Raw genomic sequence first — 24037 nt, forward strand, 5'->3', positions numbered from 1 at the left:
GTGCTGTACAGTATTTAAGTTTGTGTAGATGTTGATAATCTATATTATATATTTTTCCAATATCTAACTGTAAATAATGCACACAAATGTATTATATAAAAAAATCTATTAGATTATTATGGAGCCTGTTTATGAAAAAAAGGATGGCATTAAAACTTGCATATATAGGAACTGAATATCATGGGTCACAAGTACAGCCCGAATTACCGACTATTGAGGGGGAACTGTTTAAATCTCTTAAAAATCTTGAAATTATAGATGATCCCAAATCAGCAAATTTTGTAAGTTCTGGAAGAACTGATACAGGGGTCCATTCACTTGGTCAGGTAGTGACGTTTGATACAGATAATCCAAGGCTTGCGGTACCCAGAGTAATCAATTCACAACTTCCGGAATCCATCTGGGCATGGGCATATGCTGTTGTTCCTGATGAGTTTAACCCAAGACATGGGGCTTTTAGTCGCAGATACCTGTATATAATGAGCGGTGAGGAGTACGATATATCAAGAATTAGAACGGCTTCTAAATATCTAATAGGAACACATGATTTTGCCAATTTCTGTACACCTGTAAAGGGCAAATCTACTGTACGCACAGTACAAAGAATTAACATACGAGTAAAGGGAACTCTCACTTTGATAGATATACAGGCGGACAGTTTCCTGTGGAAAATGGTACGAAAAATAGTAACAGCACTCATGATGGTCGGCTACGGAACAAGGGATACTGAATGGCTGGAACAGATGCTAAATCCTGAATACTATGAGGAAGGTATAGAACCCGCTCCTTCATATGGGCTTATTTTGAAAGACGTGGATTACCTGCAGCCCATTGAATGGGAAGTGGATGATTATTCAATCCAAAAAGCACGCAACCAGTTACACCAGCATTTAATCCGCTACAGGGTGATGGCGGAAGTTCTTGAGCATCTTGTACCACAGGAAAAACGTTATCATGAATTATGATGAAAGTGATTTTTTATAATTATTACCCTTGAAGGTAACACATGTTGCCCAAATAAAGCCTTTTATATTGTTGGAAAACCAACATTAAACTTGCCCATTGTAATTACTTCCTCCTGTCCTCTATCTCGCCTAAAAATCTCCTGCCGCCTCTCTCAGGGGGAGTTATGTCCCATTATTTTTTAATTATATATGGGCAATTTTTATTTTTTATACAGCACGGATATAACTCTTGTAAGACTTCGATGCACCCTCTGGTGATGTTCTTTATGAAGAACAAAACCTGCATCCTTAACAAGTTCTCTTACAGGATTACCTGTTACTATGACTGCATATTTTCCTTTTTTCAGGACACGATACATTTCTTTGAATGACATGGCATACAGATAGTTCATTGATTCGGCTTTTATCAGTGCTGATTTTCCGTATGGAGGGTCGGTAACAATCGCATCCATTGATTCATCTACAAAGGGCAACCGGCATGCATCACCCATTAACAGCGAATAATCCAGATTCAGGTCATCAAGATTCATACATGCTCCTGCCATGATTTTATACTGGACTTCCAGACCAATGCAGTTAATACCCACAAGACCCGTTTCCATAAGAATACCTGCAGTTCCACAGAACGGGTCAAACAGTGTTTCTCCTGATTTGACCTTTGACAGATTAACAACAGTTCGAGCCGTTCTCGGCATCAGTACACCGGGATAGAAGAATGGTCTTTTATGAGGTGCTCTGTCTTCAAAACAACTGCGGTCAACTTTTGCCACAACCGAGCCCATTATACATTTATCAGTAAGTATCAGACGGAATTCGATATCTGGATTTCTTAGATTCACACGATAGGATTTTTCATTGCCTTTCCTGTAGATACATCCTCCAACTTTTTTTTCAAGCTGTTCCCCGTTTATGGATGTATAATGTTTGACCTTATTTACACGTACTGCATATGTCTGTTCGGGTGTGATATGTTTGTTTATGTTGAGATTTTCAGTGGTTTTTATAATATCATCAAAATCGGTATCACAGATTCCAGCCACTTTTAGTATTGAATGCGACATTGCCAGACGATTTGAAACAGAATCCAGTTTATTAATAACCTCTTTATTGTTTTCTGAAATATCCACAACAAGGCACTGGTCAAAATGAGCATATTCACTATATTCAAGCTCTTCTACATCAAGGCATGCAAAAATTTCAAAGACAGGCAAGCTTTCATGCTCGCCCGATAATTCAAAAGCGTAAAGCATAAAAATAAAACATTTTCAGTTTTTTGATAGTTAAAACATTTTCTCAAGCGCTTCTTTGCCTGTCATTCCTGTATCTATTCCCATCTCTTTTGCAGGCTGTGATGCTTCAATAATTTTAGCGTTTAAGACATCTTCAAAGGAATTGACACCTTTAACCTTGGCAGCAGCATCACCAAGTTTGTTTGCAGCGTTGATATCCAGATATCCACACATCACAAAGCCTTTATCGGCTTTTATAACAATGATTGGAGCATTATGCATATTAAAGTTTAAACCAAGACCTGTTCCATTATGTAGGTTTACCTGTTCGATAATCATATTTTTAAAATAATATCCAATTTAGATTAACTTTTTGGATAGAACCAGTTTTCTTTCCTTTGATTGTGTTCATATCATTATATTAATCAATGACCAATAAACCAAAAAGTTAGAATATATTCTGCTAATTTGTAAAAAGGTTGTAAACAGATATGTATTTTAGACCTTATATAAAAAAATCCTTAGAATGGTTAAAAAAACAAAAAATCGATAATGTAAAGGATTTGTCCAGATTAACAGTAGCCTGTGATTTATGGGGTATTGAAAACCACTATGCTGCAAAACTTATACATAAAAAACATAACAGTTCATGGAACAATTCTATAAGAGACACAAGTAGAGCATGTTCAGCACTGGCAAACATAGGTATAATTTTCCCGGATGCAAAAGAATGGCTTTTAAACCAGAAAACCGATGATTCATGGAACAAAGATGTATATGATACAGCCTATGCCTTAATTGCACTTTCTGATATGGATGTATCAGAAAATATAGGGTGTGACTGGCTTATTGAAAATTATGATACCAATTGGGAACATGTAGGAACCACCTCTCTTGTAATTACTGCTCTTGTAAAACAGGAAAAGTTATTGTCCTCAAATCATTACCAAAATTTCATCCAAAACCGTGCCGAGTGGATATTATCACAGTCAGATAAAGGGGGTGGATGGTCATATATATCAACCAGCAATCTGGCAATACAGGCATTAATGCTTGCGGGTTATAGGAATCAACTCAAGCCACATATACAATGGCTACTGGATAATTTTAATGAGAATGGTTACTGGGGATATAACAACAAGAAGGTTATAGCTACAGCATGGTCTCTAATGACACTGGCATTGTATAATAGTCATGAATTCTAAAAATTAAAAAGGGTTTATGGCCATAGACCAAAACTGGCGTTTAATGCCAGAATGCCCACACCAACAGCTAAACCGAATATTACAATAGGTTTCGGGTCCAGATGGATGGCTCTTTTATCCGCCTCATAATATCTCATAAGACCCGCAGACGACATCATTCCGCCTTCGTTACTTGATTTCTTTTTTGGCATTATATCCTCCTTTAATTATAATCGGTGATTGTTATATATAACAATTTATAACCTATTAGTGATTTAAAACTTTTCGTTAAATGTTTTTGTTTATACTTAAAAGTGATGTAAGTCTGAATTTACGAAAGTGGGGCAACAGGGGTACGTGAAAGCCAACGGTTTCTAACCGTTGGATGAAACAACCCCGTTGGTTATTGATTTGTCAACCATAATTTTTTTATTATTTCAGTTCATATTTTTCTTTTGAGGCGATGATATTTGATATTAACTTATAAAATCAAACATGATCAGGATTTCTCTGATGAACTTGCTAAGGCTAAGCAAGTGGCAGAATATGGTATCAAATATCGTACCCGTTCATCGAAAGATGTCAAGCATATTGGGCTGAAATCAGCTATTTCTAATCAGATTCTCAAGAAGTATGCTAATGACAAATCTGCCAAGAAAGTGACAAATGTCAAATTAACTATACCTAATCAAGGTATAACTCTAAAGAAAAAAGAAAGAAAGATAAGGATAACTCCTTTAAATTTAACTCTGAAATACCATTTCCCTGATAATTTTGAAAAAATCAACCAGATTGAAGTCGGTGAAAAATACGTTTATGTATCGGTGACCGTACCTGAAAGAGAGCAAATCGAACCAGAGAATTATCTGGGTGTCGATTTGAATACAACCGGACATATAGCTGTGATGTCGAACCCAAAGACTGGTAAAATCTGGAAACTGGGTAAAAAAGCACAGCATATACATCTGAAATATAAAAACGACCGTAGGAAACTACAGGTCAAAGGAAAATACAAGAAGGTTAAACAGGTCAATGACAGAGAGTCAAGGATTGTCAGGGATCTGAACCATAAAATCAGTTCCAAGATAGTGGAAACCGCCGCTGCCAATAACTGTGGTATCAGGATGGAGAACCTGGAAGGTATAAGGGATTCTGCAAAATGTAAAAAATCGTTCAAATACTCCCTGCACAGCTGGTCGTTCTATCAACTACAATTTATGTTGGAATACAAAGCCAGGCTGCTTGGAGTCAAAATTGAATTTGTAGAACCCGAATATACATCACAGGATTGCAGTAGATGTGGTTATCTGGGTATTAGAAACGGTGAAGCGTTCAAGTGTCCCCATTGTGGACACGTTGATCATGCGGACGCAAACGCGGCGTTCAATATAGCTATGCGCTCCGGTGATCAATGCGGTGCAGACAGAGATGCATCGTACGGGAGTACTGGCGCCCCGCAAGTGGCAACGGTGTGACGCCCACCGACCACAGAACCCAACGGATTTATCCGTTGGAGTACGTCAGATCAGTACTTCATCCAGTAAAAACGGCGGGTGGAATACCCCATTTTCTGTAATTATAGCACTGATGTTTTCCATAGGTGTAGCATCAAATGCAGGGTTGTAAACATTTACATTTTCAGGGGCTATCTGGACATTTCCAAAATACCGCAGTTCATCAGCGTTTCGTTGCTCTATTTTTACACTTCCTTCCCATCCCTTAAAATCAAAGGTTGATGTAGGAGCGGCAACATAAAATGGGATTTCATGTTCTTTTGCTAACACTGAATGAGTGTATGTTCCTATTTTGTTAAATACGGCATCTTCGGTAATCCTATCGGCTCCTACAATAACTTTGTCTATAGCTTCATGCCTTATGACATGTCCGGCCATAGAATCCGAGATTAATGTAACAGGTATATTATCCTGCATCAGTTCCCATGTAGTGAGTCTACTACCCTGATTCAATGGTCTGGTTTCACATGCAACTACTTTGATATTTTTTCCAGACTCAATAGCTGACCGGATAACTCCGAGAGCAGTACCCCAGTCAACGCAGGCAAGTTTTCCGGCGTTACAGTGGGTTAATACAGTGTCTCCATCTTCCAGCAATTTTGATCCGTGTTCTCCAATTTTTTTATTAATAGCGACATCTTCATCAGCAATTTGTTTTGCTTCTTCTATTGCAATATTTTTCATTCCTTCAAAGTCGTAGGCATCAGAGGTGGCTTTAATAACTCTTTCCACACCCCATGCAAGGTTAACTGCAGTAGGTCGGGTGGCTTTAATAGTTTCTGCGGCTGACTGCAGGTCTTTTGTTAGGTTATCCATGTTATCGGTTTTACTTAAAACAGCAGCAAGGGCAATACCATATCCACCGGCTGCACCCAGCGCAGGAGCCCCTCTTATGCGTAGAGATTTTATAGATTCACATAATGATTCGATTGTTTTGCATTCTATAACCTTATATTCACTTGGAAGTAAGGTCTGGTCAATTAATTTTATTGTATTGGATTCATCATTCCAGTCAATTGTCCTCATGTTTACACCTTAATTGTTCAGTGATTGTGATAAACGAATTGTTTAAAAGCAGATAAAACAATAACCCAGTTATCTTTATTTGGATTTTAATATTATAGTCCCCCTTAAAAATCCTTACCATAGTTAATTATTGGGTGAATATAAAATGGAAATAGGTGAGATAGTTTTACTAAAAACTGAATATATGGGAAAGTCACGGGAATATGTAGCAACGGTATCCTATGATAGTTTTCACACAGATCTTGGAATTATAGATATGGATATTCTTCTTGATAAAGAACCGGGTGACACCGTAACCTCGCACCTTAATCATGAATTCCACATCAGAAAACTCAGAACACCGGATATTTTCAATCATGCAAAACGTACAGGAGCACCCATGATGCCAAGGGATATAGGTATCATTATAACCAATACTGGAATCAATAAAAATGATGTAGTACTTGATGTGGGAACAGGTACCGGTATACTTGCCATGTATCTTGGCTCTGTTGCAAAAAGAGTGGTGACCTATGAATCCAATGAGGAGTTTTTTAAAGTATCCAGAAAAAACATAAATTCACTGGGTTCAGACAATATAGAACTTCGTCACGGTAACTTTGTTGATGAAATAGAACATATCAATGAGCAATTTGATGTGATAACACTTGATACTGTGGATGCAGGAAAAATCGTTCCTTATACAGTAAATTTACTGCGACCCGGTGGGTACCTTGCTGCTTATTCTCCTTTTTTTGAACAGACAAAACAAATACGTGAAGCAGCAGATAATACAAATTTTATTGAAGTTTCAACTGTTGAATGTATTGAGCGAAATATATCCTTCACAGAACGTGGGACAAGACCAGCAAGTTCAAGGGTTGGTCACACTGGTTTTATAACTATAGCAAGAACTTGATACAATCCAATCATTTTAGGCCATCTGGACCTATCATAAATTCACAGGTTTCACCTTCTGGACGAGAGCGGTGTTTTTGCAAAATTGCTCTCCTTTTATTATTTCCTGTACGTTCAAATTGTAGGATGGTTTTTGACAGGTGTTCTATCCCACTTCCTCCAATAGGTTTTACTTCTCCGGTTGATGCATCGGTATATATCTGATTGGTGATAACTACCGATAAACTGTGTTTTCTGGCAAGTCCGTGCAGATATCCTATCTGATTTGATAATTCGCGCCTTGTCTGAATACTTGAATCCTCGTTCTCAAGTTCGAATCTATAGAAAGCGGTCGCAGAATCTACGATTATAAGTCCGATGTTTTCCTCACTTATTTTTTCGGTATCTTTTATTGCTGAATATTGTTCTTCAAAGTTGAAGGGTTCATAGATTATGATGTTTTGTGCAATTTCTTTGGAGTTGTCGCCTGCAATCTGTTTGAATCTGTCAGGAGACAGAGCTTCAGTATCAACATATATGACCTTTTTTTCCTGCTTCACACATTCAACAGAAAGTTGTATGCAGAGGTTGGTTTTTCCACTGCCGGGCTCTCCATATACTTGAGATACTATACCGGTTTCAAATCCACCGCCAAGAAGGTTGTCCAAGGGTTTGCATCCAGAAGGTAGTCGTACGCTTATTTCTTACACCCCGTTTTTTAAAATTTGTATGTAACTAATCTACAATAACAGCAATTGAAATATACATCTTTTGGGTAATATATACTCTGACCACAAATTTTAAAACATTTTTTATGTTATCATATCTGTTATCATATTTGTAACTAATTTGTATCCATTAATATTTTTAGTATTCAAATTTGAAATGGAAAAGCATTATTAAACTGTAATTCGTTCTATTATTTACTACGAATAAATGTCTTTAATTCGAGTATAAGACCTATTGACCATATGTTTTGAGCATTTCGAAACCACCATTCGGTGCCGCAAAATATCAGTATATAAAAACAAAATTATATTAAAGGGTGTGTATATTTGTCTGAAATTATTATTTACACAACAGAGACCTGCCCCAAATGCGAGCAGTTGAAAAAACTATTAAAGTCCAATAATATATCTTTCAAAGAAGCGGATATGTCCACTCCCGAAGCCCTGACAGAGTTAAGAGTTAATGGAGTATTCGATGTTACTGCTCCAATTCTGCAAATCGATGATAAATTCCTCACAAATGATGAATTGTTCGATGGGGGAGAGGTAGACAGTAACGCAATAAGTGATATATTATAAAATTAGATGGGAGGATTTTACGATGGAGGCATATAAACTAAAATCAAAAACGGAAGATTCTGAATCATTTTCCCGGGGACAACAACAGGGTGTACAGCAAACACTTGACGGGGATATAGTCCCGGAAATGCCCAAGGTAAGAACTACCGAGGGGTACATGGTTGATTGGGACAAAAATGTAATTATTAAACAATTGACAAAAGAAACTAAACTGGCTGAGAAATTCTTCAATATCTCTCAGGTATCTTATGAAGATGCAAAAGAAATCGCAGACCTTGCTGAAGATAGAATTAGAAGCATGAATATTCAGTTTTTATCAGGACCTCTTATCCGTGAAATCGTGAATACCTTACTCATCGAAAAAGGTCATGTTGAATGGAGAAATATTTGTACCAGAGTGGGTACACCAGTTTATGACGCGTTTGAAATTGATACCGGTGCAGGATTTGAAGCCAATGATAACGCAAACCTGCAGGATAACGCTGAAACCTCCCATAAAAAGAAAGCCGATAAAATATCCAAAGAACAGTATACTCTGATGCTTCCACCAAAACTGGCAGACCTCCATCTCAACGGAGACCTTCATATCCATGATCTTGAATACTTTGGAACAAGACCTTTCTGCCAGGACCATGATTTGCGTTATTTCTTCTACTACGGATTGATGCCCGACGGTTCAGGTACTAAAGCAAGCGTTGCAGGTCCTGCCAAAAATGCAGAAGTTGCAGTTTTGCACGCAGTTAAAGCGCTTGGAAGTGCTCAGACGAATTTTGCTGGTGGTCAGGGATTCTATAATTTCCTCACTTTCCTTGCACCATACATGGAAAACAAGGATTACAATGAAATCAAACAGCTCATGCAGATGTTTGTCTATGAGATGACGCAGATGATGGTTGCACGTGGTGGACAGCTCGTGTTCTCATCTGTACAATTATCACCCGGTGTACCGGAACTTTGGGTAGACAAACCTGTCGTATCACACGGAACAGTGCATGACGGATACTACGCAGAACATCGAACATACGGTGAATTCGAGAGAGAAGTAAGGCTCACATTCAAAGCACTCATGGAGGTAATGTTAGATGGTGATTACTGGGGCAAACCCTTCAACTTCCCGAAACCAGAAATTTCGATAGAGCCGCAGTTCATGGAAGAAGATGAAGAATTCAATAAACAACACCCTGAACTCCCGACATATGAGGATTTATACGACCTCTCATTTGAATTGGCAGCCAAATTCGGTACGCCGTATTTTGATAACCAACTCCCTCCATACAGAGGTGCAGGTAAAGGAATATCTTGCTACCAATGCTGTGCTTATCAATTCTCGGCTGATGAGGACAACGATGCGGATTTTGAAGATAAACTGTATTTCAAAGAAGGTAAACATTTCTCGATGGGCGCATGGCAGGTATTGACCCTTAACTGTCCAAGGTCTGCATACAGGGCAAACGGTGATTATGATGCACTCATAAGCGACCTGAAACGTCTGATGAACAGAAGTGTAGAGGTTTTCCTTGCCAAAAAGCAGTGGATGGATTATATAATAGACAACAACAGAATGCCTTTTGCATCCCAAAGACCCAAAGACCCGATAACAGGTGAAAAAGGTTCAATACTTGTTGATACTGACAGTCTGGTATATACCATCGGTATTATCGGAATCAATGAAATGGTTCAGTATTATACAGGTAATCAATTACATGAATCAAAAGAAGCTTTCAGGCTTGCAGTTCGTGTGATGACTGAACTTGAGATGTATGCAAAAGACCTAAGTAACAAATACGGTATGCAAATAGCACTTGCAAGGACCCCTGCAGAGACCACAGGTCAAAGGTTTGCAGTGGCTGACCTTTTGCAGAAAGACTTTGCCAGTAAAGCAGAACAGGTCATCAAAGGTGATGTTGAATCAGCCAAACAGAAACTCAGCAAAGACCATGACCTTCCGGTTTACTATACAAACGGTACACATATACCACCCAGTGCAGATATATCCATCATTGACAGGATAAACTACGAACATACGTTCTTCCCTATTGTTGACGGGGGTAATATAATGCATATCTGGATGGGTGAGGCACATCCGGACCCTAAAGGGTTGAAGCAGTTTGCACTAAACATTGCGAAAAACACCCAAACTGGATACTTTGCGTTTACAAAGGATATGACCGTATGCATGGATGACTTCCATGTTGCAGACGGACTCAAAGATAACTGTCCAAATTGCGGTTCAGATAACGTAGAGTTCCTGTCAAGGGTTACAGGCTACATACAGGCTGTAGGAGGATGGAACGAAGCCAAAAAACAGGAGCTTGAAGACCGTAAACGCTACGCTTCAGTAGATATGTTATAAAATCGAGTGTTAACATGCAGTTTAATCACGGAGCAACAGTACCTATATCGACTATCGATTGGCACGGGAAGGTGTCAATCGTTATATCTTTTAGAGGATGTCCGTTCAGGTGTCCATACTGCCATAACTACGAACTGTTAACAGGTTCAAATTTTGTTGATATCAGTGAAATCGAATCACAAATCAACAAGTCCAAAATTTTTGTAGACAATGTAGTGTTTACAGGAGGGGAACCATTCATGCAACCCGACGCTCTGAAACATTTGGTTGGTTTTGCTAAGCAGAATAATCTACTTGTAGGAATCAACACAAATGGTTTTTATCCGGAACGTATAAAAGAAATTATTTGTGAGGGAAAAGTTGATAAATTTTTTGTTGATTTAAAAGCTCCCCTTGATAATGTGGATTTATACAGAAAAATATCGGGTTATAATAGTTCAGATTATCCAGAGCCTGTAAACAGAGTGGCTGAATCTTTAAAAATATTATATGAAAATGGGGTTGAATTTGAACTTCGGACCACTGTGGTTCGTGATTTTATAGGTAATTCCGATGACATAACAAAAATATCTGGATGGATATCCAAACATCTATCTAAAGATGTACCCTATGTTATCCAGAGAGGAATTCCTGAGCATTCAAAGGATTCGGATTTACATGGAATAAAACCGCTGGAAAGAGAGGAAATCCTGGGTCTTTCTGAATATGCCTGTAATTATTTGAATGATGTACGTATAAACACTGATTTAGGATATGAGAAAGTTTGTTAATATTTACCGGTAAGTTTTGCTATACTTCTATGTAATCCATGGATGCTGAAAGGGCTCCCCATATACATCATCGGGCATTTATCTGTTATAAATTCCATTTCCGATTTTCTGGATGCCTCATCAAGTTCTGGAGTACTGGTTCTCCAGTGGACCCATACCCTTTTGACACCTTTGTCTTGTAAAGTATTGATAAAATCAGCCGGATTGTATTTTGTCGTGCCTATGACTGCGTTTTCCATGCCATCAGGAATATCTGAAATATTTTTTAATGTATCAGGGTCGGGTTTATCAGACAAATCAACCACATTGATATTTTTGTTCCGGTTGCCAAGTTCTTTTATGGTTAATTTCATTGCCGGTTTGGTTTTATCGGTGATTACTACAAAATTATCATAATTCCAGAATTTTTCCTGTTCAAGTTCAGTCATATAATCCCACTCCCTTGTCTAAATTTTGAAAAATGAAAATCAATCCAGATTTTCAAGATATTTTTCTGTTATTTTGTCATGTTTTATGCCGTCAGATAACAGTTTGCTTTTGTCAATCCACATCTCTGATGGACTCTGCAACCCAGAGGATTTATGTTGCACACGGTCTATGGTATTGGATGTGATATTCTCCTGAGAACCAAGAGAATCAAACTGGTTAATATCTCTGTCCTTTAAATCATTATTTTTGGTCTCGCTATGTTCTGGGTGTTTTTGGTTAATATATGGATTTTGTTCTGTTACATTGGTGACACCATCACTATCGAGCCTCATATCAGATGCACTATGAAGCCCTTGAGCATGGATGTCATCAAAACCGGTTACAATACCTGTAACAGGAGATTCAAGTGTTTCAAGTCCTCTACCTATAGTAAAAAGTCCGTTTAATTTGTTGCACTCACCAGTTTTGTCAGTATCTTCATTTTCATTAGGATTACTATATCCAATGTTATCGTAGAGGTTGTTTTTATCTATCCACATTTCTGAAGGGCTCTGTAATCCCTGTGCTTTATGTGGTGTATATTCGATACCTGCTATTAAACCTGTAAAAGGTGATGCTATAGTATCAAGTCCATTGCCGAAATTGCAAAGGTCACTGGTATTAACGTTTTTGTACATATTCTCGTTGTTTGAATCTGTGTTATTTTTATTATCTGAATCCTCAGTCATTGTAATCCCGATTGGTTTTGTTTTATATTAATATCTTTGCTTAAACCTTACCAGACCCTATACCCAGAATGTCGTATAATTTTTCCATGTCCAGTCCGTCAGAGACCATATCTCCCAGCATATTATAGGCTTCTTGTTGTGATATAATTTTTTGTGGCTTAAATTCCAGCCCTTTTTTCTCACAGAGATATCTGACAAACGAGTTCCTGATATTTTCATTTTCAAATAAACCATGCAAGTAAGTTCCAAATACAAGTCCCGTATCGTCCATGCATCCATCATCATCAAAAACAAAATTTTGTGATGTTGTATCACCCATATGGATTTCATATCCTGATATTTTCTCTCCTTTGATGGGTTCCAGCAGTGGTCCGCCACATGTTATGGTTTTTGTAGTCTGCACAGTTGTCTTTTTGTAGGCATCAAATATGGTTTCAATATCCAGTAATCCCAGACCCTCGTACTCTGCTTTTTGTTCACCTTCGACACCGGAATCATGGATTTTTGTTCCAAGCATCTGGTATCCGCCGCATATTCCAATAATTGGTATTTTTCCGTGTAGTTTTTTAATCTGGTCATACATCCCGCTTTCTCTAAGGTCTACAAAATCACTGATGGTGTTTTTAGTACCGGGTATGATAACAGCATCGGGATTGCCAAGGTTGTCTTCTAAATCTACATAATTTACCTTTGCAAGCTTCTCCAGCGGCTCAAAATCGGTAAAGTTTGAAATCCTTGGAAGTCTTATAATTGCAATTTCTACATCATTGCTGCTATCATTGTTATTTGATTTGTCATTGATGGATACTGAATCTTCAGACGGAATGTTAATACTTGAAAACGGCAACACTCCAAGAACAGGTATGCCTGTTCGTTTTTCCAGTTCCTCAAGACCGGGGTTAAGGATTTCCGGATCACCTCTGAATTTGTTTATAATAAAACCTGATACTCTTTTGCGGACATCTTCTGGAAGTAGTTCAATAGTGCCGTAAAGACTTGCAAACACACCACCGCGTTCAATATCTCCTACAAGTATAATTGGTGCATTTGTAGCCCTTGCAGTGCCGATATTGACAACATCCCTCTCATAAAGGTTGATTTCAGCAGCACCACCAGCACCCTCCATTACTATGATTTCATATTCATCACTTAATCTATCCAGAGATCCTTTTAATATTTCATGAGTATCTTCAATAGAATCGTAATATTCTCCTGCGGTTTTATCAGCATACGGTTCCCCAAGAATTATAACCTGAGATTGTCGATCACCCTTGGGTTTGAGCAGGATGGGGTTCATGTCTGCAGTAGGTTCAACTCCTGCAGCTTTAGCTTGTATTGCCTGTGCAATACCAATTTCTTTACCGTCCTTTGTAATCCATGAATTCAGACTCATGTTCTGGGCTTTAAAAGGTGCTACTCTATAATTTCTGGAAAATACATTACATAACGCGGTTACTATAGCACTTTTACCTACATGTGACGCAGTTCCCAGTATAAGCAAGCTTTTTGTATCGCCATTAGTTTTTGATTTCATTCATCACTACCTTCAAGTAATAAACTTTATGTGTAACAAGTTATATTTAGTAGATTCGAGTTTATTTAACTTTAACCAGGTGAAATATTGTCTAATTTACTGTATATCAGTGGTGGTCCAACAAAACCGGAAGTTATCTCTGTATCGTTATCCAAACTCGATTTGCATGACGGGGATACATTTGTAGATTTGGGCTGTGGTACAGGTGCTGTATCTATAGAGGCATCTAAAATGAGACAGGGACTTAAAATTTATGCAATTGATTCACGTTCTGAAGCAATTGATACCGCAGCCCAAAATTTTGAAACGTATCAGTTACAGGATGTAAACCTGATTCATGGTGAATCTTCTAAGGTTTTAACCGAGAATGCAGATATTGATTCAATAGATTGTGCTTTTATAGGAGGCACAAAAAACATCAATCAGGTGCTTGAAATACTTGTAGACAAAGGTGTAAATAACCTTGTAATAAACGCAGTGCGGATGGAAACCGTTGTCAAAGCCATGCAGAAAATGCGTAATATGGATATATTTGATGAAGTGCTGCATCTGTCGGTTTCACACGGGACACCTATTGCAGGTGAAACCATGTTTAAACCTGACAATCCTGTTTATATAATAGTGGGTAAATCACAATCCAGACTAAATCAATAATAAACGAAATTCCCAGAGAGATTACAATGCTAATAGGAGTAGGATTAGGACCTGGAGACCCAGAACTTCTGACATTAAAAGCAGTAAATACCTTGAAAAAGAGTTCCAAGGTCTATGTACCGGGCAGACTTGCTGCAGAACTGGTAGAACCGTATGCAGACCCTGAAATACTTGAATTTCCCATGCTCAAGGATTACGATGTTTTAAATGACGTCTGGAAACAAAATGCAGAGATTGTTGCAGAAGATGCAAGGGATGATCTGGTATCTTTTGGGTTAATCGGCGACCCGAATTTTTTCTCAACTTTTTCACACCTTGAACGTGTTTTGAACAGACTCTATCCGGAAGTGGAAACTGATACAATACCCGGTATAAGTTCCATCACAGCGTTTGCATCCAGAACCAGAACACCTGTTTATTCTTCTTTTGAAGTGAATGATGGTTCTGATATTGATTCAAAGGTTGTTCTGAAGGCAAAAAAACCCAGAGAGATAATGGGAGAAATGCGAAAAGAAGGGTTTAATGATTTTGCTTTTGCACAGCGTCTTTTTATGGACAATGAGGTTGTCATCAAGGATGTAGATAAAATTCCCGAGAAAGGGAACTATTTTAGTATCATGTACGGTAGAAAATCCAATCAGGTGAATAATAATGAATGATAATAAGGTATATTTTGTGGGTTCAGGTCCCGGTGATGCAAAATTAATCACAGTCAAGGGCAAAGAACTCCTTGAAAATGCGGATACAGTAATATATGCAGGTTCGCTTGTAAATCCTGAAATCCTTGACTATTCAAATGGTGAAATGATGGACAGTTACGGGATGACCCTTGATGAAATCACCTCTAAGATAGTTGATGATGTTAAATCCGATAAAATGGTAGTTCGCCTGCATAGTGGTGACCCTTCCCTTTACGGGTCGATATTGGAACAAATGGATGAACTGAAAAAACACGATATAGATGTGGAAATTGTACCGGGTGTTTCGTCAGTTTTTGCATCTGCATCATCGCTTAAGACCCAGATGACCCTAAACGGGGTGTCTGATAGTTTGATTATTACCCGACCTGCAGGTAAAACACTTGATGAAGATAAAATCAATGAATTATCCAAACATCATGAAACCATGGCAATTTTCCTCGGAACTCAAAAAATCGACCAGATAATGGAAAAGGTGGATTATCCTTCAGATACACCTGTAGCTGTTATATATCATGCATCATGGGATGATGAGAAAGTTATCAAAGGAACTGTATCAGATATATCACAGAAAGTAAAAGATGCGGGTGTTAAAAGGTCTGCGATGATTATCATTGGCGGAGTAGTAGACCCCATCGAATTCAGGAGGTCGTATCTATACGGAGTACCACAGGAACCGCTGTAATAACTTTCCAGAGAAATCTTGAAATTGCACAGCGTATAGCTGATCATTTAAACGCAGATGTACTTATATATGACAAAGACGTTTTTAAAAAAGCGTTTGAAGAATATGATATAATTGTAGCAGTGTTTGCAACAGGTATTGTTGTAAGAGATATTGCGCCTTTGTTAAAGGATAAATGGACTGACCCGGCTGTAGTGGTAGTGGATTCAAATCTATCATTTGCCATACCTTTACTTGGTGGACATCATGGTGCCAATGACACGGCACGCAGGATTGCTTATCTTGGGGCGGTTCCTGTAATTACTACCGCCACAGAAGTGCACCAGAAAAATTCAGTGGAAGGAATTGCATCATCTATGGGATGCGATATAGTGAATAAAGACTCCACCAAGACAGTTAACTGTGCACTACTCGAGCAGGATGTGGAAGTCCTGGAACTTAGAGGTCCCAAGATAGTAAAGGTTGATGATGATGTTTCTGTACTTAAAAGGAAAAGGCAGGATGACAATTGACACTGGTAATTGGAATCGGAACTCGAAAGGATGTAACAACCCAGGAAGTAATTGATGCTGTTTCAAAAGCATTGAATGAGTCAGGTTATAATCTGGATGATATATCATTCATGGCATCCGCTAAAATGAAAGAAAACGAAACCGGTCTACTGGATGCTGCGAATATAATGGATATAAAAATTCAATTTATACCTCATGATATACTCAATCAACACAAATCACCTACAAAATCACAGGCAAGCCGATTTGGGCTTGATGGAGTTGCAGAACCATCTGCAATAGCGCTTTCGGAAAAAAAGGAATTGTTGTTAAGGAAGAGAAAATATGGCAGAGTCACAATCGCAATCGCAGAATAAACATGGTAAGCTCTATGTAGTAGGGATTGGTCCGGGTTCAGTAGAATATTTAACAATACATGCCAGAGATGTAATTCAAAATTCGGACTATGTTATAGGCAACGGTACTTACCTTGACCAGATTGAAAGTTTGTTGAACGGTCAGGAAATAATACGTAGCTCTATGGGTAAAGAAGTAGACCGTGCCAGCAGGGCAGTTGAACTTGCCCAAAGTTCAGTTGTATCTATGGTAAGTGGTGGAGATGCCAATATTTATGGAATGGCAGGTCTGGTTCTTGAGGTTGCAGAAAATGCCAAACAGGATGTAGAGGTTGAAATAGTACCTGGGGTAACTGCCATAACTGCATCTGCAAGTATTCTTGGTTCACCGATTGTAAATGATTTTGCTGTTATAAGTCTTAGTGATTTGCTTACCCCATGGGATATGATAGAAAAACGTCTCGATTCAGCAGCATCAACGGATTTTGTTATATCTTTATATAATCCCAAAAGCAGAAAACGGAACTCTAATTTTGCACGAGCTATAGAAATAATCAAACAATATAGAGATGGTTCTGTACCTGTGGGGCTTGTCAAAAATGCACTTCGTGATGAAAAACAGGATTATATTGTAACAACACTTGATAATGTATTGGATTATGAAGACTGGGTGGACATGCGTACCACTGTACTTGTTGGCAACAGTGAATCACGTATCTGGAGCCAAAGCGGTTCGGATAGAATAATAACTCCAAGGGGGTATCACAGAAAATATGAATACTAAAAGCAAAAACTCACAAGAGGATTCAGGGGACGACAATCTGGATGAGTTTGTGGAATTCACTACCGATATTGACCCTGAACTTGTAGAAATCTGTAATGATAGTGGTGCACAAACTAAAGAAGCAAAAGCCATCTACATGACAAGCCGCAACATTGCACGTAAAATAGTTGGAGATGAAACACCTGAAGACCGGATACGTCAAAGATGTGTAATATCCACTGGAGACCCATCAGTTGCAGAAATCATGAAGTTTAAAAACGACCCCATTAACTCGGGAGTTGATGCCATTAAAAAAGGCTCTCCTATATTTGTAGATATCAGGATGGTTAAGGCAGGCATCACTACAAAAGGACACAACTGTGATGTGATATGTGTTCTTGATAGGGATGAAAATGCAGAAATTGCTCATAAATATGGCATTACAAGGACTGCAGCAGGTTTCCTGAAATGTAAGGACGAAATTGAGGGGGCTATAATAGCAATCGGGAATGCACCTTCTGCCGCGATAACAGTTTGCCGGCTAATAGAACATGGTGTACGTCCTGCACTTGTAGTGGGTACACCTGTAGGATTTGTAAATTCAGCCGAATCAAAGGAAATGGTTCGGAATATGGATGTACCATCAATTACCTGTGAAGGTACAAGAGGTGGAACTCCAATTGCAGTAGCGTGTGTTAATGAACTTGTTTCTATTGCACACGAAAAACAGGAATGTGAATAATCACAGCATATAGGTTGAAATATGATTGGTGTAAATCATCCAGAGTCCGATTGATATCAGCACTATACCAGCTGCTTTTTTCACATAAATTCCATATTTTGAAATTTTACCAAGTTTTGATGTTGTTATGTTTGCAGAGTAGGCTATTATCAGCATCGGAACTGCAAATCCCATCGAATATATAAAAAGTAAAAATCCACCCTGAATGATATTGCTACCTACAGCAACCATAGTAAGAATTGCTCCAAGTATAGGTCCTACACATGGAATCCATATAATCCCAAGAGATATGCCCAGAACCAGTCCACCCAATAATCCGTTATTGTTTAAACGTTTACTGGAGAATTTATCCAGTAATGCATTATTGAATATGTTAAACTCAAGCAACATCACCAGTCCTAGCCCTATAATGACTATTTCAGCAACAAGGTAAATATAATCCCTATATGCCTGAAAACCAGCACTGAAAGCCGATGTTATTATTCCCATTAAGGTAAAGGATATCGATAATCCCAGTATAATGGCAATTGGTCTGTATTTTCCATTGTTACTGGAATATGCAAGTATTGCAGGTAATAAAGGTAGAACACACGGTGAAATGATACTGGCAATCCCTGCAACAAACGCTGCAGCGGGACCGGCTGTTGAGGCAGATGTTATAAAATCCATATTTAACCGGTTCTGTTTTCAATTGCATATTCAAGTGTTTTTACAAGTCTTTGTTTTTGAGTGACACCTAAAAATCTGGCTTTTTCGCGCTGGATGGTTGTATCACCGTTTTCTGTCATGTATACATATTCTCCACCGCTGTTGATATCAACAACGACAACAGAATCAGGTATCGAACGAATATTGAATCTTTTGGCAATATCTGGTGTCATATCCACATTTACGTACATGACCTCTGCTTTATCCTTGTATTCATTTGCGATATCTTCAATAATCGGTCTTTGTCTGTCACATGCAGAGCACCATTCAGCACCAAATTCAATCAAAACTGACTTGTTTTCAACTGTATTGTTTATCTGCTGGATGCTGGTAACTCTATCTGAACCACCGGATGTATAACCATTATTGTTATTTTCAGCACCAGTATCACTTTCTATACAACCGATTGTAGATAGTATAAATATTGATAAAATTGTGAATAATACGAGTTTTTTCATATACCCACCACTAAGTATGTGCTTTTATTTGATTTATTATTCTGCTGGTTTAAATTTTTTGTGCGTATTTGACAAAACCAAACAAAATATTTATCCATATTCAATTTAAGTTGAAAAATTAAAAGCATTCAGATTTTTTACTGTTTTTCAACTTGCCATCTAACCAATAGACCATCATCCATCTGCTCAAAATCTACAAGTTTTAATTTAAGCATATCTGTTTCTGGAAACCCTGAACCACCAACAAGGCTTGGTGCGGTAGACCCACCTATAATGATATTACCTATAAAAGCATGAATTTCATCTACAAGTTTCAGGGATAAAAGGCTCCAGTTTAAGTTGGATCCCCCTTCAACCATTAATTTTTCAATTCCCATATCTTTTAATTTTTCAACCAGTATTTTAAGGTCTACTTTATCATTACCGGCAACAATAATATCTGCTTTTTCTTTTAGTGTTTTTATCTTCTTCTCTGGTGCACATTTTGAGACAGCAATTACTCGTTTTCCTTCGCCTTTTTTAAAAATATCAGCATCTATAGGTGTTCTGCCATTGCTGTCTACAACTATCCGTGCAGGGTTTTCATCAAGACCATTATTCTTTCGGTATTTTTTTCGATTTTCGGATTTTATGGTAAGGCTCGGGTCATCAGCAAGCACCGTTCCGATACCTACCATTACTCCATCAGATTCCTTTTTAAGTTCATCAACACGTTCAAAGTCATTGTCTCCTGATATCTTGACCTGCTTGCGTTCTTTTGTGGATATTTTTCCGTCTGCCGATACAGCAGCATTTAGAAAAATAAAGGGTCTATTAATGGTATTGGTTTGTTTTTCATTCATAACTGGTCAACTACTAAATTAATGATTAGTGTTCCAGTAACGCTTTTAAGAGGTCACGGTCTCTGAGAAGTCCCAGTAAGTCACCGTTACCATTGATAACAGGTATCTGGTCGATGTCATGACGTTTCATGGATAGTGCGCATTCACTTACCCCAGACATCGGAGTGGCTGTGATTAAATCAGTAACCATTATCTCACTGGTAGCTACATTTGGTGCTTTTATTCTTGAAACACTATAGTAGATACTCATAGTATCTCTTATTGATTCCCATGTCCATTCATCTTCATCTTCTGCAGTTGCTGACATGTCCGATACTTCAACTGAATCCTCAATAATACTGGCGCTTATAATATCTCTATCAGAAATCAATCCCACAAAACCGAGACTTTTGTCAAGTACTGGAGATACATTCACATTTGAAAATTCCATAATTTTTGCCACAACAGGTAGCGGGGTTTCATCCCATACAGGAACAAGTCCGCCATTAAGATACATATCAATCTGGTCAGTTATATTAAGGTCAGCCATGCTTCCAACCACATCTGCAATGGTTACAAGTCCTACAAGCTGATCTCCATCTACAACAGGTAACCTGCGAACGTCATGGTCAAGGAGTAGTCTTGCAGCTACTGTAATATCAACATCAGGTGAAATAGTAACAGGGTCTCTTGTCATAAGAAGTGCAAGCTGTTCCTCTTCAGGATATTTGAGCAAATTATTGCGGCTGACAATCCCCACTACTTTATTTTCTTTGATAACAGGCACCCCGGAAACCTGTTTATCTTTTAATATTTCAAGAACTTCTTCCCGTGAACCGGGAATTGTTGCATATGCAACATCTTTAATCATTATGTCTCTTATTTTGGTATTTTTTGGCATCGTTTCCTCGAAACCTCCGTTTTATTTAATTATTTATTCTTTCTTTTCTTCTCCTCTTACTACCAGCACAGGTGCAGGAGAATTACGTATAACTTTTTCTGCAACACTACCAAGTAAAAACTTATCCAGACCGCTTTTACCCAGTGTTCCCATTACTATAACATCTATATCATTGTTTTTGGCAAAATCGATTATTTCATGACTTGGATGACCTTCAAGGACAGTAGGTTCACTTTCAAGTCCCGCTTCTTCCGCCAATTTAACTACTTGATCGGTTGCTTCTCTGCCTTCCTTTTTTATAAGGTCATACATCATTTCCCAGCCTGAATCCATAGGGATGGAGGAAAATGCAGCAGTATCAACTACATAGACAGGGTAAACCTTTGCATTGCTGATTTTTGCAAGGTCAACTCCGTATTCAATCGCTTTTTGATTTTGTTCTGAACCATCGGTAGCAATCAATATTTTTTTGTATAAATCACTATTCATATATTGTTCTCCTTTATGCACGGATTATTGATAGTATATCGTCAGGTCTCCCACGTCTGACAATTCCGCTAATTGGATTGTTAATGTTTGATAGATTATTGGATTTGCCGTTAAGGACCATGAGACTTGCAAAGTTTCCTTCCTGAATTGAACCGTTTTTTTCAAGTCCCAAAGCTGTTGCTCCCTTAAGAGTGCACATTTTAAATACTTGTCTGTCTTCTATTCCAAACAATTTTGATAACGTTTCCATTTCTGCAAACATATTTACAGAATTTAGCATGACATTATCAGTACCAACAGCTACATTAATTTCCTCTTCAAGCATATCTGCAACAGGCGGCATACCAACACCGGTTGTAAAATTAGAGCGAGGACAAACAACTACTGGTATGTTTTCATCGGATACTTCCTTAAGGTCCTGACGGTTTGCATGGGTTAAGTGTACCATTAAATCAGGTTTAAGAGACAATGCCTCTGAGATATCAGAACGCTGTTTTTCACCAGCATGAATGGCAAAAAGCCCTCTGTTTTTTCTGGTATAGTCGCTGATTTTTTCCAATAACTTCATGTCCATATCATTAACACCGCTGATACCCAGTCCTTCAGCGTTTTTTAGTATCCTGTCTATTTCAGATATAGTGTTACTTTCAGGACCTTCGGTATCAGTGGGTCTCCCAAGAATAATGTTGTCAATGTCTGTATCATCTATGGCTTCTTTTAATGCCTGTATTCCTGTCACACCACTTTCTCTAAAATCTGCGAATGCACCTGTACCAGTGTTAATCATATCTTTTATACTTGACTTCATACTCTCCACGAGTTTGTTGTATGAAGTCCTGCGTAAAATCTGATGTTTGAGACCATCGGGTGGTTTAACCAGTAAATCAAGGTCTCGTTCAAGTCTATACCCTCTGTATTTTCCCAGTGGTGGGTCTTTGAATACCGAATCTCCGATATGGGTATGAGAGTTTACAAAACAGGGAGCGATAATATTGTCTGTTTCGCGTTTTTCTTCCCCTATTTCTTTTATAACCCCCTCTTTGACACAGATATAGCCATCAACTGGTTCAAGTTCATCACCAACCAGAATGGTGCCAGATATTACCTGTTCTCCTGACATGAAATCATATATGAGTGGTTATAATAATTAATATAGTTAATTGTTAGAACAAGTTCAACATAAATTCTAATATTAAAAATCGGGAATCTAACTACATCTTGGTGTTCTGGATTCACTTATTCCAGAGGAAAAAGGGAGTTAGATCTGATAAATCTAAAAGAATTTCGTCAACATTGATTTTATATTCGTCAATATAATCTATACAATTGGGGTTTCGGGACAATAAAAATAGCACCAAATCCTGAGAAAGACGTATAGGGGTTGTTGGCGAGTGGGGTTTAACTGTCCTGCAACTTACACTAATTATTCCATTTTTATTATAAACTCTTTTTGTGTTTGTTAAAATAGTTTCTATATTTTTTGGTTTTTTATTAACAGAAACAGACATGATTATACATTATTGAAGTTACTGGTTAAACCCAAGCTCTTAGAGTCTGCTTGCTTTGGTTAAAACCACTCTCTGATGGATGTTATGATCTTTCAATTCGCTCATAATTTTTCTCGTTATCTACAAATATAGTATTATCTCTTTGTATATATGTCTGGAACAGGTTCTTACCCCTTTCATGATATGGTCTGACTCTGTCAAAATCAAACATTATGCAATCTTGATGGGATTTGCTTATGACGTTAAGTTTATATTTTTTCTACACAATAATAGTAATTGCGTATTGTAAAGTTCCTTACATGAGATCAGGGCTAAAAAAGCCTTTCTGTGAGTGTACAGATAACCCCAATACGCGACAATATGATAATGCGACAATGCCCGTCACGAGGGGTAACTGGAATTGACAGCGGAAAATCCAGAGGATGATATTCCGGAGTTAGTGCGTCGGGTTACAGCATTATCATAAAATCTCACAATTTTTTCTGGTGTGGATATGTCACTTGAAGACGCTGTAAGAAAATCAGATAATTTAGTTGTTATTGATATATCTGTGACACCCAATTCTAAAACCATTAATGTACCTGATAATTACAACCAGTGGCGAAACCGCATAGAAGTAAAACTCACCCAGAAGGCGGAGAGTGGGAAAGCTAATAATCAGTTAATTGAAAACTTTTCAGAATTTTTCGGTGTTAATAAATCAAGTATAAAAATTACTAGTGGCGAAAAAAGCAGTCAGAAATCGGTTAGTGTCAAAGGGTTAAGTTATGATGATGCTGTATCAATACTCAAATCAGGGTTAAATGATTTAAATGATTTGTAAAAATAAATTCCAGCTAAAAACTGGA

General features: G+C 37.9%; 30 protein-coding genes. 15 read left to right on the plus strand and 15 right to left on the minus strand.

Features of this window, described 5'->3' with window-relative positions:
* Positions 1-131 precede the first annotated feature (131 nt).
* Positions 132-965: a tRNA pseudouridine(38-40) synthase TruA gene (gene truA / locus METEV_RS00460; RefSeq protein WP_013193587.1), complete on the plus strand. Its 834-nt coding sequence runs from the start codon at positions 132-134 to the stop codon at positions 963-965.
* A 200-nt stretch (positions 966-1165) separates the two neighbouring features.
* On the opposite strand, the gene METEV_RS00465 is transcribed toward truA, so the two are convergent.
* Complete coding sequence (locus tag METEV_RS00465; RefSeq protein ID WP_013193588.1) at positions 1166-2215, minus strand: TRM11 family SAM-dependent methyltransferase; 1050 nt, start codon at positions 2213-2215, stop codon at positions 1166-1168.
* Positions 2216-2245: 30 nt separating this feature from the next.
* Positions 2246-2533 (minus strand): YunC family protein, encoded by a 288-nt coding sequence (locus METEV_RS00470; RefSeq protein WP_013193589.1) that lies wholly within the window; start codon positions 2531-2533, stop codon positions 2246-2248.
* 152 nt (positions 2534-2685) lie between these two features.
* On the opposite strand from METEV_RS00470, the gene METEV_RS00475 reads away from it, so the two are divergent.
* Complete coding sequence (locus tag METEV_RS00475; RefSeq protein ID WP_013193590.1) at positions 2686-3399, plus strand: prenyltransferase/squalene oxidase repeat-containing protein; 714 nt, start codon at positions 2686-2688, stop codon at positions 3397-3399.
* Between the two features lie 14 nt (positions 3400-3413).
* Here METEV_RS00475 and METEV_RS00480 read toward each other — a convergent pair whose 3' ends face one another.
* Positions 3414-3590 carry a preprotein translocase subunit Sec61beta gene (locus tag METEV_RS00480; protein ID WP_013193591.1) on the minus strand — a complete coding sequence of 59 codons (177 nt, stop codon included), beginning with the start codon at positions 3588-3590 and terminating at the stop codon, positions 3414-3416.
* A gap of 258 nt (positions 3591-3848) precedes the next feature.
* Between METEV_RS00480 and METEV_RS00485 the strand changes: the two genes are divergently transcribed.
* Positions 3849-4853 (plus strand): RNA-guided endonuclease InsQ/TnpB family protein, encoded by a 1005-nt coding sequence (locus tag METEV_RS00485; protein WP_013193592.1) that lies wholly within the window; start codon positions 3849-3851, stop codon positions 4851-4853.
* Positions 4854-4898: 45 nt separating this feature from the next.
* On the opposite strand, the gene METEV_RS00490 is transcribed toward METEV_RS00485, so the two are convergent.
* The gene (locus tag METEV_RS00490; RefSeq protein WP_013193593.1) at positions 4899-5918 is read right to left on the minus strand and encodes an S-methyl-5-thioribose-1-phosphate isomerase; all 1020 of its coding nucleotides are present in this window, start codon (positions 5916-5918) and stop codon (positions 4899-4901) included.
* A 145-nt stretch (positions 5919-6063) separates the two neighbouring features.
* Between METEV_RS00490 and METEV_RS00495 the strand changes: the two genes are divergently transcribed.
* Positions 6064-6816 (plus strand): methyltransferase domain-containing protein, encoded by a 753-nt coding sequence (locus tag METEV_RS00495; RefSeq protein ID WP_013193594.1) that lies wholly within the window; start codon positions 6064-6066, stop codon positions 6814-6816.
* Between the two features lie 10 nt (positions 6817-6826).
* On the opposite strand, the gene radB is transcribed toward METEV_RS00495, so the two are convergent.
* Positions 6827-7495 (minus strand): DNA repair and recombination protein RadB, encoded by a 669-nt coding sequence (gene radB / locus METEV_RS00500; RefSeq protein ID WP_013193595.1) that lies wholly within the window; start codon positions 7493-7495, stop codon positions 6827-6829.
* Positions 7496-7849: 354 nt separating this feature from the next.
* Here radB and METEV_RS00505 point away from each other — a divergent pair, with 354 nt between their 5' ends.
* From METEV_RS00505 to METEV_RS00515, 3 genes are read left to right on the plus strand one after another with little or no spacing between them, the layout of a single operon-like run.
* Positions 7850-8101, plus strand: a complete 252-nt coding sequence (locus tag METEV_RS00505; protein WP_013193596.1) for a glutaredoxin family protein — start codon at positions 7850-7852, stop codon at positions 8099-8101.
* A 22-nt stretch (positions 8102-8123) separates the two neighbouring features.
* Complete coding sequence (gene nrdD / locus METEV_RS00510) at positions 8124-10454, plus strand: anaerobic ribonucleoside-triphosphate reductase (protein WP_013193597.1); 2331 nt, start codon at positions 8124-8126, stop codon at positions 10452-10454.
* Positions 10455-10468: 14 nt separating this feature from the next.
* Positions 10469-11224 carry an anaerobic ribonucleoside-triphosphate reductase activating protein gene (locus METEV_RS00515; protein WP_013193598.1) on the plus strand — a complete coding sequence of 252 codons (756 nt, stop codon included), beginning with the start codon at positions 10469-10471 and terminating at the stop codon, positions 11222-11224.
* Here METEV_RS00515 and METEV_RS00520 read toward each other — a convergent pair.
* The 3 genes from METEV_RS00520 to METEV_RS00530 are packed head-to-tail and all read right to left on the minus strand — an operon-like array spanning position 11221 to position 13915.
* Complete coding sequence (locus tag METEV_RS00520; protein WP_013193599.1) at positions 11221-11652, minus strand: hypothetical protein; 432 nt, start codon at positions 11650-11652, stop codon at positions 11221-11223. The genes METEV_RS00515 and METEV_RS00520 overlap by 4 nt on opposite strands.
* Before the next feature lie 39 nt (positions 11653-11691).
* On the minus strand, positions 11692-12381 hold the full coding sequence (locus METEV_RS00525; protein WP_013193600.1) for a hypothetical protein: 690 nt from the start codon (positions 12379-12381) through the stop codon (positions 11692-11694).
* A gap of 40 nt (positions 12382-12421) precedes the next feature.
* Positions 12422-13915 carry a cobyric acid synthase gene (locus METEV_RS00530; RefSeq protein ID WP_013193601.1) on the minus strand — a complete coding sequence of 498 codons (1494 nt, stop codon included), beginning with the start codon at positions 13913-13915 and terminating at the stop codon, positions 12422-12424.
* Between the two features lie 87 nt (positions 13916-14002).
* On the opposite strand from METEV_RS00530, the gene cbiT reads away from it, so the two are divergent.
* The 7 genes from cbiT (at position 14003) to METEV_RS00565 (ending at position 18304) form a co-directional block, all read left to right on the plus strand.
* Positions 14003-14569, plus strand: coding sequence for a precorrin-6Y C5,15-methyltransferase (decarboxylating) subunit CbiT (cbiT, locus tag METEV_RS00535; protein ID WP_013193602.1), 567 nt, complete (start codon positions 14003-14005; stop codon positions 14567-14569).
* A 26-nt stretch (positions 14570-14595) separates the two neighbouring features.
* On the plus strand, positions 14596-15228 hold the full coding sequence (locus METEV_RS00540) for a cobalt-factor II C(20)-methyltransferase (protein WP_013193603.1): 633 nt from the start codon (positions 14596-14598) through the stop codon (positions 15226-15228).
* The gene (gene cobM / locus METEV_RS00545; RefSeq protein WP_013193604.1) at positions 15221-15952 is read left to right on the plus strand and encodes a precorrin-4 C(11)-methyltransferase; all 732 of its coding nucleotides are present in this window, start codon (positions 15221-15223) and stop codon (positions 15950-15952) included. Before METEV_RS00540 ends, cobM begins: the two co-directional genes overlap by 8 nt.
* Before the next feature lie 65 nt (positions 15953-16017).
* On the plus strand, positions 16018-16464 hold the full coding sequence (locus METEV_RS00550; RefSeq protein WP_269634946.1) for a cobalamin biosynthesis protein CbiG: 447 nt from the start codon (positions 16018-16020) through the stop codon (positions 16462-16464).
* The gene (locus METEV_RS00555; RefSeq protein ID WP_232216868.1) at positions 16461-16820 is read left to right on the plus strand and encodes a cobalamin biosynthesis protein; all 360 of its coding nucleotides are present in this window, start codon (positions 16461-16463) and stop codon (positions 16818-16820) included. Before METEV_RS00550 ends, METEV_RS00555 begins: the two co-directional genes overlap by 4 nt.
* On the plus strand, positions 16789-17583 hold the full coding sequence (cobJ, locus tag METEV_RS00560) for a precorrin-3B C(17)-methyltransferase (protein ID WP_013193605.1): 795 nt from the start codon (positions 16789-16791) through the stop codon (positions 17581-17583). The genes METEV_RS00555 and cobJ overlap by 32 nt, the downstream gene beginning before the upstream one ends.
* A complete protein-coding gene (locus METEV_RS00565) occupies positions 17573-18304 on the plus strand; it encodes a precorrin-8X methylmutase (RefSeq protein WP_013193606.1) in 732 nt (243 codons plus the stop codon). The genes cobJ and METEV_RS00565 overlap by 11 nt, the downstream gene beginning before the upstream one ends.
* Here the strand turns inward: METEV_RS00565 and METEV_RS00570 are convergent, their stop codons facing one another.
* The 7 genes from METEV_RS00570 to METEV_RS12795 form a co-directional block, all read right to left on the minus strand.
* Complete coding sequence (locus tag METEV_RS00570; protein ID WP_013193607.1) at positions 18305-18973, minus strand: cytochrome c biogenesis CcdA family protein; 669 nt, start codon at positions 18971-18973, stop codon at positions 18305-18307.
* Positions 18974-18975: 2 nt separating this feature from the next.
* Positions 18976-19470, minus strand: coding sequence for a thioredoxin family protein (locus tag METEV_RS00575; protein WP_013193608.1), 495 nt, complete (start codon positions 19468-19470; stop codon positions 18976-18978).
* Between the two features lie 137 nt (positions 19471-19607).
* The gene (locus tag METEV_RS00580) at positions 19608-20312 is read right to left on the minus strand and encodes a 2,5-diamino-6-(ribosylamino)-4(3H)-pyrimidinone 5'-phosphate reductase (RefSeq protein ID WP_013193609.1); all 705 of its coding nucleotides are present in this window, start codon (positions 20310-20312) and stop codon (positions 19608-19610) included.
* Positions 20313-20337: 25 nt separating this feature from the next.
* On the minus strand, positions 20338-21192 hold the full coding sequence (locus tag METEV_RS00585; RefSeq protein ID WP_013193610.1) for a CBS domain-containing protein: 855 nt from the start codon (positions 21190-21192) through the stop codon (positions 20338-20340).
* A gap of 33 nt (positions 21193-21225) precedes the next feature.
* The gene (locus METEV_RS00590; RefSeq protein WP_013193611.1) at positions 21226-21681 is read right to left on the minus strand and encodes a universal stress protein; all 456 of its coding nucleotides are present in this window, start codon (positions 21679-21681) and stop codon (positions 21226-21228) included.
* A gap of 13 nt (positions 21682-21694) precedes the next feature.
* Positions 21695-22801, minus strand: a complete 1107-nt coding sequence (locus METEV_RS00595) for an amidohydrolase family protein (protein WP_013193612.1) — start codon at positions 22799-22801, stop codon at positions 21695-21697.
* A gap of 470 nt (positions 22802-23271) precedes the next feature.
* Positions 23272-23400 carry a hypothetical protein gene (locus METEV_RS12795; RefSeq protein WP_269634936.1) on the minus strand — a complete coding sequence of 43 codons (129 nt, stop codon included), beginning with the start codon at positions 23398-23400 and terminating at the stop codon, positions 23272-23274.
* Between the two features lie 282 nt (positions 23401-23682).
* On the opposite strand from METEV_RS12795, the gene METEV_RS00600 reads away from it, so the two are divergent.
* A complete protein-coding gene (locus tag METEV_RS00600; RefSeq protein WP_013193614.1) occupies positions 23683-24012 on the plus strand; it encodes a DUF167 domain-containing protein in 330 nt (109 codons plus the stop codon).
* The last annotated feature ends 25 nt before the right edge of the window (positions 24013-24037 follow it).

The sequence above is a fragment of the Methanohalobium evestigatum Z-7303 genome (assembly GCF_000196655.1).
GTDB lineage: Archaea > Halobacteriota > Methanosarcinia > Methanosarcinales > Methanosarcinaceae > Methanohalobium > Methanohalobium evestigatum.

Bases quoted from the DNA above. Each gene is read 5' to 3' on its own strand.
- truA (WP_013193587.1), top strand. From the start codon at position 132: ATGAAAAAAAGGATGGCATTAAAACTTGCATATATAGGAACTGAATAT.
- METEV_RS00465 (WP_013193588.1), bottom strand. From the start codon at position 2,215: ATGCTTTACGCTTTTGAATTATCGGGCGAGCATGAAAGCTTGCCTGTC.
- METEV_RS00470 (WP_013193589.1), bottom strand. From the start codon at position 2,533: ATGATTATCGAACAGGTAAACCTACATAATGGAACAGGTCTTGGTTTA.
- METEV_RS00475 (WP_013193590.1), top strand. From the start codon at position 2,686: ATGTATTTTAGACCTTATATAAAAAAATCCTTAGAATGGTTAAAAAAA.
- METEV_RS00480 (WP_013193591.1), bottom strand. From the start codon at position 3,590: ATGCCAAAAAAGAAATCAAGTAACGAAGGCGGAATGATGTCGTCTGCG.
- METEV_RS00490 (WP_013193593.1), bottom strand. From the start codon at position 5,918: ATGAGGACAATTGACTGGAATGATGAATCCAATACAATAAAATTAATT.
- METEV_RS00495 (WP_013193594.1), top strand. From the start codon at position 6,064: ATGGAAATAGGTGAGATAGTTTTACTAAAAACTGAATATATGGGAAAG.
- nrdD (WP_013193597.1), top strand. From the start codon at position 8,124: ATGGAGGCATATAAACTAAAATCAAAAACGGAAGATTCTGAATCATTT.
- METEV_RS00515 (WP_013193598.1), top strand. From the start codon at position 10,469: ATGCAGTTTAATCACGGAGCAACAGTACCTATATCGACTATCGATTGG.
- METEV_RS00520 (WP_013193599.1), bottom strand. From the start codon at position 11,652: ATGACTGAACTTGAACAGGAAAAATTCTGGAATTATGATAATTTTGTA.
- METEV_RS00525 (WP_013193600.1), bottom strand. From the start codon at position 12,381: ATGACTGAGGATTCAGATAATAAAAATAACACAGATTCAAACAACGAG.
- METEV_RS00530 (WP_013193601.1), bottom strand. From the start codon at position 13,915: ATGAAATCAAAAACTAATGGCGATACAAAAAGCTTGCTTATACTGGGA.
- METEV_RS00540 (WP_013193603.1), top strand. From the start codon at position 14,596: ATGCTAATAGGAGTAGGATTAGGACCTGGAGACCCAGAACTTCTGACA.
- cobM (WP_013193604.1), top strand. From the start codon at position 15,221: ATGAATGATAATAAGGTATATTTTGTGGGTTCAGGTCCCGGTGATGCA.
- cobJ (WP_013193605.1), top strand. From the start codon at position 16,789: ATGGCAGAGTCACAATCGCAATCGCAGAATAAACATGGTAAGCTCTAT.
- METEV_RS00565 (WP_013193606.1), top strand. From the start codon at position 17,573: ATGAATACTAAAAGCAAAAACTCACAAGAGGATTCAGGGGACGACAAT.
- METEV_RS00570 (WP_013193607.1), bottom strand. From the start codon at position 18,973: ATGGATTTTATAACATCTGCCTCAACAGCCGGTCCCGCTGCAGCGTTT.
- METEV_RS00575 (WP_013193608.1), bottom strand. From the start codon at position 19,470: ATGAAAAAACTCGTATTATTCACAATTTTATCAATATTTATACTATCT.
- METEV_RS00580 (WP_013193609.1), bottom strand. From the start codon at position 20,312: ATGAATGAAAAACAAACCAATACCATTAATAGACCCTTTATTTTTCTA.
- METEV_RS00585 (WP_013193610.1), bottom strand. From the start codon at position 21,192: ATGCCAAAAAATACCAAAATAAGAGACATAATGATTAAAGATGTTGCA.
- METEV_RS00590 (WP_013193611.1), bottom strand. From the start codon at position 21,681: ATGAATAGTGATTTATACAAAAAAATATTGATTGCTACCGATGGTTCA.
- METEV_RS00595 (WP_013193612.1), bottom strand. From the start codon at position 22,801: ATGTCAGGAGAACAGGTAATATCTGGCACCATTCTGGTTGGTGATGAA.
- METEV_RS12795 (WP_269634936.1), bottom strand. From the start codon at position 23,400: ATGTTTGATTTTGACAGAGTCAGACCATATCATGAAAGGGGTAAGAAC.
- METEV_RS00600 (WP_013193614.1), top strand. From the start codon at position 23,683: ATGTCACTTGAAGACGCTGTAAGAAAATCAGATAATTTAGTTGTTATT.